At 58.5% G+C, this 12,556-nt stretch carries 14 protein-coding genes; 10 read left to right on the top strand and 4 right to left on the bottom strand.

Features of this window, described 5'->3' with window-relative positions:
- The first annotated feature begins 57 nt into the window (after positions 1-57).
- The 10 genes from iscR (at position 58) to sseB (ending at position 7,831) form a co-directional block, all read left to right on the top strand.
- A complete protein-coding gene (iscR, locus tag ACJ69_RS12805; protein WP_023308826.1) occupies positions 58-549 on the top strand; it encodes a Fe-S cluster assembly transcriptional regulator IscR in 492 nt (163 codons plus the stop codon).
- 117 nt (positions 550-666) lie between these two features.
- Entirely contained in the window at positions 667-1,881 is a 1,215-nt protein-coding gene (gene iscS / locus ACJ69_RS12800; protein WP_059347147.1) for a cysteine desulfurase, read from the top strand.
- 24 nt (positions 1,882-1,905) lie between these two features.
- On the top strand, positions 1,906-2,292 hold the full coding sequence (gene iscU, locus ACJ69_RS12795; RefSeq protein WP_003860661.1) for a Fe-S cluster assembly scaffold IscU: 387 nt from the start codon (positions 1,906-1,908) through the stop codon (positions 2,290-2,292).
- Between the two features lie 13 nt (positions 2,293-2,305).
- Positions 2,306-2,629 (top strand): iron-sulfur cluster assembly protein IscA, encoded by a 324-nt coding sequence (gene iscA, locus ACJ69_RS12790; protein ID WP_003860659.1) that lies wholly within the window; start codon positions 2,306-2,308, stop codon positions 2,627-2,629.
- Positions 2,630-2,709: 80 nt separating this feature from the next.
- The gene (hscB, locus tag ACJ69_RS12785) at positions 2,710-3,225 is read left to right on the top strand and encodes a co-chaperone HscB (protein WP_054829693.1); all 516 of its coding nucleotides are present in this window, start codon (positions 2,710-2,712) and stop codon (positions 3,223-3,225) included.
- Positions 3,226-3,239: 14 nt separating this feature from the next.
- Positions 3,240-5,090 carry a Fe-S protein assembly chaperone HscA gene (gene hscA, locus ACJ69_RS12780; RefSeq protein ID WP_059347146.1) on the top strand — a complete coding sequence of 617 codons (1,851 nt, stop codon included), beginning with the start codon at positions 3,240-3,242 and terminating at the stop codon, positions 5,088-5,090.
- Position 5,091: 1 nt separating this feature from the next.
- On the top strand, positions 5,092-5,427 hold the full coding sequence (gene fdx / locus ACJ69_RS12775) for an ISC system 2Fe-2S type ferredoxin (protein ID WP_003860652.1): 336 nt from the start codon (positions 5,092-5,094) through the stop codon (positions 5,425-5,427).
- Position 5,428: 1 nt separating this feature from the next.
- Positions 5,429-5,629: a Fe-S cluster assembly protein IscX gene (gene iscX / locus ACJ69_RS12770; protein ID WP_003860650.1), complete on the top strand. Its 201-nt coding sequence runs from the start codon at positions 5,429-5,431 to the stop codon at positions 5,627-5,629.
- A 60-nt stretch (positions 5,630-5,689) separates the two neighbouring features.
- Positions 5,690-6,976: an aminopeptidase PepB gene (gene pepB / locus ACJ69_RS12765; RefSeq protein ID WP_059347145.1), complete on the top strand. Its 1,287-nt coding sequence runs from the start codon at positions 5,690-5,692 to the stop codon at positions 6,974-6,976.
- A 78-nt stretch (positions 6,977-7,054) separates the two neighbouring features.
- Positions 7,055-7,831 (top strand): enhanced serine sensitivity protein SseB, encoded by a 777-nt coding sequence (gene sseB / locus ACJ69_RS12760; protein WP_029741156.1) that lies wholly within the window; start codon positions 7,055-7,057, stop codon positions 7,829-7,831.
- Positions 7,832-7,848: 17 nt separating this feature from the next.
- On the opposite strand, the gene ACJ69_RS12755 is transcribed toward sseB, so the two are convergent.
- The 4 genes from ACJ69_RS12755 to ACJ69_RS12740 form a co-directional block, all read right to left on the bottom strand.
- Complete coding sequence (locus ACJ69_RS12755; RefSeq protein WP_054829692.1) at positions 7,849-8,619, bottom strand: MurR/RpiR family transcriptional regulator; 771 nt, start codon at positions 8,617-8,619, stop codon at positions 7,849-7,851.
- Complete coding sequence (sseA, locus tag ACJ69_RS12750) at positions 8,619-9,467, bottom strand: 3-mercaptopyruvate sulfurtransferase (protein ID WP_032659439.1); 849 nt, start codon at positions 9,465-9,467, stop codon at positions 8,619-8,621. Before sseA ends, ACJ69_RS12755 begins: the two co-directional genes overlap by 1 nt.
- A 90-nt stretch (positions 9,468-9,557) precedes the next feature.
- Positions 9,558-10,925 (bottom strand): 6-phospho-alpha-glucosidase, encoded by a 1,368-nt coding sequence (locus ACJ69_RS12745; RefSeq protein WP_059347144.1) that lies wholly within the window; start codon positions 10,923-10,925, stop codon positions 9,558-9,560.
- A gap of 12 nt (positions 10,926-10,937) precedes the next feature.
- The gene (locus ACJ69_RS12740; RefSeq protein WP_059347143.1) at positions 10,938-12,482 is read right to left on the bottom strand and encodes a PTS transporter subunit EIIC; all 1,545 of its coding nucleotides are present in this window, start codon (positions 12,480-12,482) and stop codon (positions 10,938-10,940) included.
- Positions 12,483-12,556 lie beyond the last annotated feature (74 nt).

Below are 12,556 nucleotides of genomic sequence, written 5' to 3'. Positions count from 1 at the left end.
ACCCCCATTTTACAATAAAAAACCCCGGGCAGGGGCGAGTTTGAGGTTAAGTAAGACATGAGACTGACATCTAAAGGGCGTTATGCCGTGACCGCGATGCTGGACGTTGCGCTCAACTCCGAAGCGGGCCCGGTTCCGTTGGCTGATATTTCTGAACGACAAGGGATCTCCCTCTCTTACCTGGAACAGCTGTTCTCCAGACTGCGTAAAAATGGACTGGTTTCCAGCGTTCGTGGCCCAGGCGGCGGTTATCTGCTGGGTAAAGACGCGGGCAGTATTGCAGTTGGTGAAGTGATTAGCGCAGTTGACGAATCCGTTGACGCGACCCGTTGCCAGGGTAAAGGCGGCTGCCAGGGCGGCGACAAATGCCTGACCCACGCGCTGTGGCGCGATCTGAGCGACCGTCTCACCGGCTTCCTGAACAACATCACCCTGGGTGAACTGGTCAATAACCAGGAAGTTCTGGATGTCTCTGGTCGTCAGCACGGTCAGGATTCCCAACGCAGCACCCGCGCGCAGGACGCTATCGACGTCAAACTGCGCGCGTAATAAAACGATAAAGATTTCAGAATCAGGCCGGGGCGGTCACGCCCCGCGTACTCGGTCGTACATCCAGCCGGTTGCCTGATTCCTTGCATTGAAGCGATGTACGGAGTTTAAAGAGCAATGAAATTACCGATTTATCTCGATTACTCCGCAACCACGCCGGTGGACCCGCGTGTTGCCGAGAAAATGATGCAGTGTCTGACCCTGGACGGAAACTTTGGTAACCCAGCTTCCCGTTCACACCGTTTTGGCTGGCATGCTGAAGAGGCGGTTGATATCGCCCGTAATCAGATTGCCGACCTGGTGGGTGCCGACCCGCGTGAGATTGTTTTCACCTCCGGTGCGACCGAATCCGACAACCTGGCGATCAAAGGTGCAGCCAACTTTTATCAGAAAAAAGGCAAGCACATCATCACCAGCAAAACCGAACACAAAGCCGTGCTGGATACCTGCCGTCAGCTGGAGCGTGAAGGGTACGAAGTGACTTACCTGGCGCCACAGAGCAACGGGATCATCGACCTCAAAGAGCTCGAAGCGGCCATGCGTGATGACACCATTCTGGTTTCCATCATGCACGTCAACAACGAAATCGGCGTGGTACAAGACATCGCGACCATCGGCGAAATGTGCCGCGCGCGCGGTATCATCTATCACGTTGACGCGACCCAGAGCGTGGGCAAACTGCCTATCGACCTGAGCCAGCTGAAAGTGGACCTGATGTCCTTCTCCGGCCACAAAATTTATGGCCCGAAAGGGATCGGCGCGCTGTACGTTCGTCGTAAACCGCGTATCCGCATCGAAGCACAGATGCACGGTGGCGGTCACGAGCGCGGCATGCGTTCCGGCACGCTGCCTGTTCACCAGATCGTGGGCATGGGCGAAGCGTACCGCATTGCAAAAGAAGAGATGGAAACCGAGATGGCGCGCCTGCGCACGCTGCGTAACCGTCTGTGGGACGGCGTGAAAGATATGGAAGAAGTGTATCTGAACGGCGATCTCGAGCATGGCGCTCCGAACATCCTCAACGTCAGCTTCAACTATGTTGAAGGCGAATCGCTGATCATGGCGCTGAAAGACCTGGCCGTTTCTTCAGGCTCAGCCTGTACGTCTGCAAGCCTGGAGCCATCCTACGTGCTGCGCGCGCTGGGTATGACCGACGAGCTGGCGCACAGCTCTATCCGTTTCTCTTTAGGTCGTTTCACTACCGAAGAAGAGATTGACTACACCATCAAGCTGGTTCGCAACTCCATCGGCCGTCTGCGCGACCTTTCTCCACTGTGGGAAATGTTCAAGCAGGGCGTGGATCTGAACAGCATTGAATGGTCACATCACTAATCGGTACATAAGGAGAATTCAATCATGGCATACAGCGAAAAAGTCATCGATCATTACGAGAACCCGCGCAACGTTGGCTCTTTTGACAACAGCGACGAATCTGTCGGTAGCGGCATGGTTGGCGCACCGGCGTGTGGCGACGTGATGAAGTTGCAGATTAAAGTCAACAATGAAGGTATCATTGAAGACGCGCGCTTCAAGACCTACGGCTGCGGTTCTGCTATCGCGTCCAGCTCCCTGGTCACCGAATGGGTGAAGGGCAAGTCTCTGGACGAAGCACAGGCAATCAAGAACACCGATATTGCTGAAGAACTCGAACTGCCACCGGTGAAAATTCACTGTTCAATTCTGGCAGAAGACGCGATCAAAGCCGCCATTGCGGACTATAAAAGCAAACGTGAAGCAAAATAATTGAGGTTTGAGTATGTCGATTACCCTTAGCGACAGCGCTGCCGCGCGAGTAAGCTCTTTTCTGGCGAACCGTGGTAAAGGCTTTGGCCTGCGACTGGGCGTACGTACCTCCGGCTGTTCTGGTATGGCTTACGTACTGGAGTTTGTTGATGAACCGGCGTCTGATGACACCGTGTTTGAAGACAAGGGCGTGAAGGTGGTGGTCGATGGCAAAAGCCTGCAATTCCTCAACGGCACTCAGCTGGACTTCGTTAAAGAAGGCCTGAACGAAGGGTTCAAATTCACGAACCCGAACGTCAAAGACGAGTGTGGTTGCGGCGAAAGCTTCCACGTTTAACCGCGCGTCATCCGAAACCCCACCGTGGCGTTACCCGCTACGCGTGGGGTTTGTTCTAACAGGCTACCCCTGAGATTGTTATGGATTACTTCACTCTCTTCGGACTACCCGCTCAATACCCGATTGATCTCCAGGCGCTGACGATCCGTTTTCAGGATCTTCAGCGTCAGTATCACCCGGATAAATTCGCCAGTGGTACTCAGGCAGAACAGCTGGCTGCGGTATCGCACTCTGCGACCATCAACCAGGCCTGGCAGACGCTGCGTCATCCGTTGAGCCGTGCCGAGTACCTACTCTCGCTCCACGGTTTCGATCTGACGAGCGAACAGCATACCGTGCGCGACACCGCGTTTCTGATGGAACAGCTGGAACTTCGCGAAGAGCTGGATGAGATTGAACAGGCCAAAGACGAAGCGCGTCTGGAAAGCTTCATCACGCGCGTGAAGGGCATGTTCGATACCCGTCATCAGCAGATGGTGGAGCAACTGAACAACGAGACCTGGGACGTGGCGGCAGACACTGTGCGCAAACTCCGTTTTCTCGATAAACTGCGAAGCAGTGCTGAACAACTCGAAGAAAAGCTGCTCGATTTTTAATTTCGGAAGCAATTATGGCCTTATTACAAATTAGTGAGCCTGGCTTAAGTGCCGCACCGCACCAGCGTCGTCTGGCGGTGGGTATCGATCTGGGCACCACCAATTCCCTCGTGGCGACCGTGCGCAGCGGCCAGGCGGAAACGCTGGCCGACGAGCAGGGCCGCCATCTGCTGCCTTCCGTAGTCCACTACCAGCAGCAGGGTCACGCGGTCGGCTATGACGCCCGCGCCAACGCCGCGCGCGATCCGGCCAACACCATCAGCTCCGTAAAGCGCATGATGGGCCGCTCGCTGGCCGATATTCAGACCCGCTATCCGCATCTGCCGTATCAGCTGCAGGCCAGTGAAAACGGCCTGCCGATGATTGCGACCGCGGCCGGTCTGCTGAACCCGATTCGCGTTTCCTCCGACATCCTCAAAGCGCTGGCGGCGCGCGCGACGGCGACGCTCGGCGGCGATCTGGACGGCGTAGTCATCACCGTTCCGGCCTATTTTGACGATGCACAGCGTCAGGGCACCAAAGACGCCGCGCGTCTGGCGGGCCTGCACGTGCTGCGTCTGCTGAACGAACCGACGGCGGCGGCGATTGCCTACGGCCTCGACTCCGGTCAGGAAGGGGTCATTGCGGTTTACGATCTCGGCGGCGGTACCTTTGATATCTCGATCCTGCGCTTAAGCCGCGGGGTGTTTGAAGTGCTGGCGACCGGCGGGGATTCCGCGCTGGGCGGCGATGACTTCGACCATCTGCTGGCGGATTACATTCGCGAGCAGGCGGGCATCAGCGATCGCAGCGATGCGCGCGTGCAGCGTGAGCTGCTGGATGCGGCCATCGACGCTAAAATCGCCCTGAGTGATGCGCAGACGGTTACCGTAAACGTTGCGGGCTGGCAGGGTGACATCACCCGCGACCAGTTCAGCGATCTGATTGCCCCGCTGGTGAAGCGCACCCTGCTGGCCTGCCGTCGTGCACTGAAAGATGCGGGCGTTGAGGCAAACGAGGTGCTGGAAGTGGTCATGGTGGGCGGTTCGACCCGCGTGCCGCTGGTGCGCGAGCGCGTGGGCGAATTCTTTGGCCGCACGCCGCTGACCTCCATCGACCCGGATAAAGTGGTTGCCGTGGGCGCCGCAATCCAGGCCGATATTCTGGTCGGCAACAAGCCGGACAGCGAAATGCTGCTGCTGGACGTCATCCCGCTGTCGCTGGGTTTAGAAACCATGGGCGGCCTGGTAGAGAAAGTGATCCCGCGTAACACCACCATTCCGGTGGCGCGCGCGCAGGAGTTCACCACCTTCAAAGACGGTCAGACCGCGATGTCCATCCACGTAATGCAGGGCGAGCGCGAGCTGGTGCAGGACTGCCGCTCTCTGGCGCGCTTTGCGCTGCGCGGCATCCCGGCGCTGCCTGCGGGCGGGGCGCATATTCGCGTCACCTTCCAGGTGGATGCGGACGGCCTGCTGAGCGTCACGGCGATGGAAAAATCCACCGGCGTGGAATCGTCCATTCAGGTGAAGCCGTCCTACGGCCTGACCGATGGCGAAATCGCCTCCATGATTCAGGACTCAATGAGCTACGCCGAGCAGGATGTGAAGGCGCGTATGCTGGCCGAACAGAAAGTTGAAGCCGCCCGCGTGCTGGAAAGCCTGAACGGCGCGCTCGCTGCCGATGCCGCGCTGTTAAGCGCCGCTGAGCGCCAGGTGATTGACGACGCTGCCGCGCGCTTAAGCGCAGTAGCAGAAGGCAATGACGCTGACGCAATAGAAGAAGCCATTAAAAACGTTGATAAACAAACCCAGGACTTTGCTGCTCGCCGCATGGACAAATCTGTCCGCGTCGCGCTGAAAGGCCAGTCCGTGGACGAGGTTTAATATGCCAAAGATTGTTATTTTGCCTCATGCGGACCTCTGTCCGGATGGCGCTGTTCTGGAAGCGAAGACCGGTGAAACCATTCTCGATGTTGCCCTGCGTGCAGGTATCGAAGTGGAACACGCCTGTGAAAAATCCTGTGCCTGCACCACCTGCCACTGCATCGTGCGTGAAGGTTTCGACTCTCTCGCCGAGAGCACTGAAGACGAAGACGACATGCTGGATAAAGCATGGGGTCTGGAGCCTGACAGCCGCCTGAGCTGCCAGGCCGCGGTGACCGATGAAGATCTGGTCGTGGAATTCCCACGCTACACCATCAACCACGCACGCGAGCATTGATATGGGACTGAAGTGGACAGACAGCCGTGAAATCGGCGAAGCGCTCTACGACGCGAACCCGGATCTCGATCCGAAGACCGTACGATTCACCGACATGCATCAGTGGATCTGCGATTTAGAGGATTTCGACGACGATCCAAACGCATCCAATGAAAAAATTCTGGAGGCGATTCTGTTAGTCTGGTTAGATGAAGCAGAATAAATAACATAACGGGCTGCCTTCAGGCGGCCCGTTTGCTAGTTGCTAATAAGGATAAATAAAATGACCGAAGCGATGAAGATTACGCTCTCTACGCAGCCAGCCGATGCGCGCTGGGGCGAGAAAGCCACCTACAGCATCAACAACGACGGCGTTACCCTGCACCTGACGGGCAACGATGATTTGGGCCTGATCCAGCGCGCCGCGCGTAAAATTGATGGCCTGGGCATTAAGCATGTGTCCCTGGAAGGCGAAGGCTGGGACACAGACCGCAGCTGGGCATTCTGGGCTGGCTACAAAGGGCCGAAAGGCACCCGCAAAATTGAGTGGGCGAACCTTGACGCTGCCGGTCAAAAAGAGCTGGAAAGCCGCCTGCAAATTATCGACTGGGTCCGCGACACCATCAACGCCCCGGCGGAAGAGCTTGGTCCGGAACAGCTGGCGCAGCGCGCGGTTGATCTGCTGTGCGGCGTGGCGGGCGACAAGATGTCCTACCGCATCACCAAAGGTGAAGATCTGCGCGAGCAGAATTACATGGGCATCCACACCGTGGGCCGTGGTTCTGAGCGTCCTCCGGTCCTGCTGGCGCTGGATTACAACCCAACCGGCGATAAAGCGGCGCCAGTATTTGCCTGCCTGGTGGGTAAAGGCATCACCTTCGATACCGGTGGCTACAGCCTGAAGCAGAGCGCGTTCATGGACTCCATGAAGTCCGATATGGGCGGCGCGGCAACTATCACCGGCGCGCTGGCGTTCGCCATCACCCGCGGTCTGAACAAGCGCGTGAAGCTGTATCTGTGCTGCGCGGACAACATGGTGAGCGGTAACGCCTTCAAGCTGGGCGACATCATTCGCTATCGCAACGGCAAAAACGTCGAAGTGATGAACACCGACGCCGAAGGCCGCCTGGTTCTGGCCGATGGCCTGATCGACGCGTCTGCGCAGAAGCCAGAGCTGATTATTGACATGGCGACCCTGACCGGCGCGGCAAAAACCGCCCTGGGCAACGATTACCATGCGCTGTTCAGCTTCGACGACAAGCTGGCCGCTCGCCTGCTGGCAAGCGCCGCTGCGGAAAACGAGCCGTTCTGGCGTCTGCCGCTGGCCGAGTTCCACCGCAGCCAGCTGCCGTCCAACTTTGCCGAGCTGAACAACACCGCGAGCGCGGCGTACCCGGCGGGTGCAAGCACGGCGGCAGGCTTCCTGTCCCACTTCGTTGAGAACTACCACGAAGGCTGGCTGCACATCGACTGCTCCGCAACCTACCGTAAAGCGGCGGTTGAGCAGTGGTCCGCGGGCGCGACCGGTCTGGGCGTGCGTACCGTGGCGAACCTGCTGACGGCTGAGTAATGCTCTTTGCCCTCACCCTAACCCTCTCCCATGGGGAGAGGGCAGGGGGGAGGGGGAAATTCGACATCTGGAATTATTATGTCCGAAACCAAAAACGAATTAGAAACCCTGCTGGAGCAGGCGGCGACCGAGCCCGCCCATCGTCCGGCATTTTTCCGCACGCTGCTGGAATCCACCGTCTGGGTGCCGGGCACCGCGGCGGAAGGTGAGCAGGTTGTCGAAGACAGCGCGCTGGATCTGCTGCACTGGGAGAAAGACGACGGCACGTCGGTGATCCCGTTCTTCACCTCGCTGGAAGCCCTGCAGGAAGCGGTAGAAGATGAACAGGCGTTCGTGGTAATGCCGGTGCGTACCCTGTTTGAAATGACGCTGGGCCAGACGCTGTTCCTTAACGCGAAGCTGCCGACCGGGAAAGAGTTTACGCCGCGTGAAATCAGCCATCTGATTGGCGAAGAGGGCAACCCGCTCAGCACCCAGGAAGTGCTGGAAGGGGGCGAAACGCTGCTGCTGTCTGAAGTAGCCGAGCCGCCCGCGCAGATGATTGATTCCCTGACGACGCTGTTCAAAACCCTGAAACCGGTTAGACGCGCGTTTCTCTGTTCTATTAAAGAGCGCGCGGACGAGCATCCGGTACTGCTGATTGGTATTGAGGCGGACGGCGATATCGACGAAATCATTCAGGCGGCGGGAAGCGTGGCGACCGACACGCTGCCGGGCGACGAGCCGATTGATATCTGCCAGGTGAAGAACGGTGAGAAGGGCATCAGCCACTTTATTACCGAGCACATCACGCCGTTCTACGAGCGTCGCTGGGGCGGCTTCCTGCGCGATCTCAAAACCAACCGCATCATCTGATTACGGCGGGGTGAATATCACCCCGTTGCTTCCAGCAGCAGTAAATCCATCAGCAGCACCAGATTCGACTCAAACGACGTCACCCCCGCGGCTTCGGCGGCGAAGTGTACCGCTTCGTCATAGAGGGCAAAATGCACGTCCGCCATCCCCGCCAGCGTATTGGCCGAGGCGCGGGTAAACGCGACGATCGTCATACCGACGTTTTTGGCAATCCGCGCTTTATCCAGCACCTGCTCCGTTTCGCCGCTGCGCGAGACGGCAATAAACACCTGATAGCGTGAGGCGTTGCTGAGGAAAATATTCCGGCTGTCTCCCGGCCCGGAGATAAACGCCGTTTTGCCCAGCACCTGCAGCTTCTTGGTCAGGTACTCCGCAAACAGATAGGAAAACCCGGCGCCGTAGAGAAAGAAGCTCTCTTTCTGGCGCAGCAGGTCGGCAAACTGCTGGCGCTTCTCCTGCGTGACCCACTGGAAGGTGTGCTGATAGTTGGCGATAAACTGATTAAACAGTGCCGGGAGTTCAGGAAGCGACTGCCCCTGGGCAGCAATATGCGGCGTGTCGGAGAGCAGCAGCTTGCAGTGCCAGATAAACTCGCTAAAGCCGCTAAACCCCAGCTTCTGACACAGCCGCATGATGGTGGCGGTAGAAACAAATGTCGCCTGCGCCAGCTCGCGTACCGTGATGTTGCCCACCAGCAGCGGGTGCTCCGTGAGGTGGGCGAGGACGCGATACTCCGCGCGGGTCAGCGACGCCCCGCGCGTTAACAGCGTGGCCAGGCGGTTATCCATTATTTCGCGGGTTCGACAGGGAGATCGTCTCGCGCACCCCATTCGCTCCAGGCGCCGTCGTATAGCGTGACGTCGTTCGCGCCGAGCGTGGCGAGCGCCAGGATCACCACGCAGGCCGTGACGCCGGAGCCGCAGCTGGCAATAATCGGACGATGTAAATCCACGCCTGCACGGTCAAAAATGGCGCGCAGCTCGTCGGTGGTTTTCAGCTCGCCCTCAAACACCAGGTCGCCCCACGGCACGTTCAGCGCCCCGGGAATATGTCCGCGCTTCAGCCCTGGACGCGGTTCATCCGCTTCGGCATTGAAGCGCGGAGCTGGACGGGCATCGACGATTTGCGCCGTTTTTTCATGGCTCACGACCAGCACGTCGGTCAGGCGTTTCACCACGTGCGCGTCGAACGTGGCATCGAATTCGCCTTCCGGCAGCGTCACGTCGCCCTGCTGCAGCGGCAGCTCGTCACGCTTCCAGCCCGCCAGCCCGCCCGCCAGAATCGAGACTTTTTCCACGCCGAAGTTTTTCAGCATCCACCACGCGCGCGGTGCGGAGAAGAGGTTCCCTTCATCATAGACAACGAGGTGTTTGTCTTTGCTGACGCCCAGCTCGCGCATCGCCACGGAAAATGCTTCCGGGCGCGGCAGCATGTGCGGCAGGGGAGAGTTGTGATCGGAGAGGGCTTCGATATCAAAAAATACCGCGCCAGGAAGATGTCCGGCACGGTATTCCGCGACCATATCGCGAAGGTGTTCCTGCCCGGCAGGGGCCATACGCGCGTCAATAATCTGAACTTCCGGATCGTCACCGTGCTCAATCAGCCAGTCGGCGGCGACAAAATATGAGGTGGACATGGGTTGCCTCCATTCTTTTCCGTAAAAAAGGATTGTCGGTGTTTTTTATGACACCGACAAGCAAACCACGTTCAACTCGCGAGCAAGCCCCTATTTTTTCACCGTTTCGCCGTCCTGCCAGGCTTTTTGCAGCGCAGGCCAGTAGTCGCGGTTGGCCTCGATCATCTCATCCAGAATCGCTTTTGCATGCTCCATGGTCGGCACGGTGCGGTTGAGGGTAAACGCCTGCAGGGCTTTCTCATAGCTGCCCTCGATGGTCGCCTCCACCAGCAGCTGTTCAGACGCCAGCTGCTGTTGCAAAAGTGTCTGATGAAACAGAGGTACCTGACCGATGCGAATCGGTTCCGGGCCTTCGGAGGTGATATACGCGGGCACTTCCACCACGGCATCGTAAGGCAGGTTGGTAATCGCCCCGAGGTTTTCCACCATCACCAGGTGGCGGCTCCGCAGGTTAAAGGCCAGCGAGCGGGCGACATCGACGATAAACTCGCCGTGCACGCCCACGTGGAAGGCGTCCGGCAGGATCCCGGTGCGCTTATATTCTTCGGCTGCGGCGAACAGCTTTTTCTCGCGCCCGTCCATAACTTCATTGGCGCGGGTATAGTCCGGGTTCTGATGCTCCACAATCTGGTTCGGCATCAGGTAGTACTGCAGATACGGGTTCGGCAGATACTCCGGGAAGTTGTCCATGATTGGCTTAATGTTGCGCCAGGTTTTTACCCACGAAGGATCCGAGTGCTGCGGGTCGGTTTTGGCCGCGTCTTCCGTCAGCAGGCCAAACTTCGCGATATGCTTACGCAGCTCGGGAAGTTTGTCTTCGCCGTCCACCAGGACGCGGGTAAACCAGCCGAAGTGGTTCAGGCCGAAGTAGTCCACCTCCAGCCTGCGGCGATCGACACCCAGAATCGCCCCCATATTGCGCATCGCGGCCACAGGCATATCGCAGATGTTCAGCACCCGCGCGTCCGGACGCAGCCGGCGCACGCCCTCTGCGACAATCGCCGCCGGGTTGGAGTAGTTCACGATCCAGGCTTTTTCGTGCGCGTAGCGATCCACCAGATCGATAAGTTCCACCATCGGCAGGATCGTGCGCAGCCCGTAGGCCAGCCCGCCGGGTCCGCACGTTTCCTGGCCGACCACGCCGTGGCGCAGCGGGATCTTCTCGTCCTGCTCGCGCATCTTGTACTGGCCGACGCGCATCTGGGCGAAGACGAAATGCGCGCCGCTGAAGGCCACTTCCGGGTCGCTGGTGACGGTAAATTTGATGCTCTGACTGTGGTCGCGAATGACCTTCTCGACGACGGGCGCAATGGTGTTCTGACGCGCCTCGTCGATGTCATAAAGGCGGATTTCGGCCAGCGGGAAATCCTGCAGGCGCACCATCAGGCTTTTCACAATACCCGGCGTGTAGGTGCTACCGCCGCCGGCAATCGACAGAATGAATGGGGGTGTAAACATCTTTAGCTCCTTTCAGAGAAACGTCTCAACGGCTTCTCGCATTTTTTTGACGTGCAGCCCGTAGACCACCTGAACGTTGTTACCTTGTTTGATAATCCCTTTCGCGCCGGTCGCCTTCAGGCGCGGCTCGTCGATAATGGCGACGTCCTTCACCGTGACGCGTAAGCGGGTGTAGCAGTTGTCCACCACCTCTATGTTTTCCCGGCCGCCCAGACCCGTCACGATGGATTCGCCCAGCCCGTCGTTATTGCCTTTGGCCTGATACTCCTGCTTGCTGTAGAGGCGCGTCTCCTGATCGTCATCCTCGCGGCCCGGCGTTTTCATGTTGAAGCGCAGAATCAGGAAGCGGAACACCACGAAGTAGAGTGCAAACATGATCAGCCCGACCACGATGTACATCGGCCAGTTGGACTTCTCCGTGCCGAGCGGCAGGTTGTAAAGGATGAAGTCGATAATCCCGTTGGCGCCGATGGCGTGAACGCCCAGCAGCGAGAACAGCATCATGCCGATGCCGGTCAGCACCGCGTGCACCACGAAGAGCAGCGGGGCGACGAACAGGAAGGAGAATTCAATCGGCTCGGTTACGCCGACCAGCAGCGATGTCAGCGCCGCCGGGATCAGAATGGCTTTCGCAATGGCTTTACGCTCTGGCTTTGCGGTCATATACATCGCCAGGGCAGCGGCAGGCAGGCCGAACATCTTGCTGATGCCGCGCGCGTCCCACACCACGGTGCTGCTGAGCTGCTTCACGTCCGGGCAGGCCATCTCGGCGAAATAGATATTGCGCGCGCCCTGATAGGTTGCGCCGCACACCTCCTGCGTGCCGCCCAGCTCGGTATAGAGGAACGGCGTATAAACCAGATGGTGCAGGCCGGTGGGGACCAGAATGCGTTCCAGGAAACCGTAGATTGCCACGCCAAACGGCCCGGAGCCTTTGATAGCCAGCGCCAGGGCGCTAATGCCGTGCTGGGCAAACGGCCACAGTTCACTCATAGCCACGCCGAGCAGCATGGAGACGGGGAGCATGACGATGGCGACAAAACAGTGGCCGGAGTAAATCGCCATCGCGCCGTTAAACTGTACGCCGGAGTATTTGTTGTACAGATATCCGGAGAGCGCCCCGGTCAGGATCCCGGCAAAAACGCCCATCTCCAGCACCTGCACGCCCAGTACCATGGTCTGCCCGGCCGCTTTCATCTGGGCCGCTGGCGCCAGCGCGCCCTGCAGCTGTAGCGTGACGTTCATGGCGTTGATGAACACGACGAAGGTCACCAGACCAATCAGCGCGGCATAGCCTTTATCACGCGTCGCCAGACCAATCGGGATCCCGACGGCAAACACCAGCGCCAGGTTCACCAGCACCGACACGGCAGATTTAGCGATAAGCTGACCAGTATGCTGAATCAGCGGATGGCCCAGAAACGGCAGGTATTCAGCGAGATTACCGTTACCCAGCACGTTACCAAAGGCAATAAACAGACCGACGATCGGTAAGATAAGTACCGGTCCGTACAATGATTTTCCGAAATTTTGTAGGGCGTTCACGGCTCGTTTCATGGCTTTCTCTCTTTTTGAACCGCGCACTCGGGGTGCGTCATGGTCATAAAACTAGCAGCCTTCAGGCGAGCTTA

This window comes from Enterobacter asburiae (assembly GCF_001521715.1).
In the GTDB taxonomy this organism is placed as follows: Bacteria; Pseudomonadota; Gammaproteobacteria; order Enterobacterales; family Enterobacteriaceae; genus Enterobacter; species Enterobacter asburiae.
Note: the sequence above shows the minus strand (reverse complement) of the source record. Positions and strands in the feature narration are given on the sequence as shown.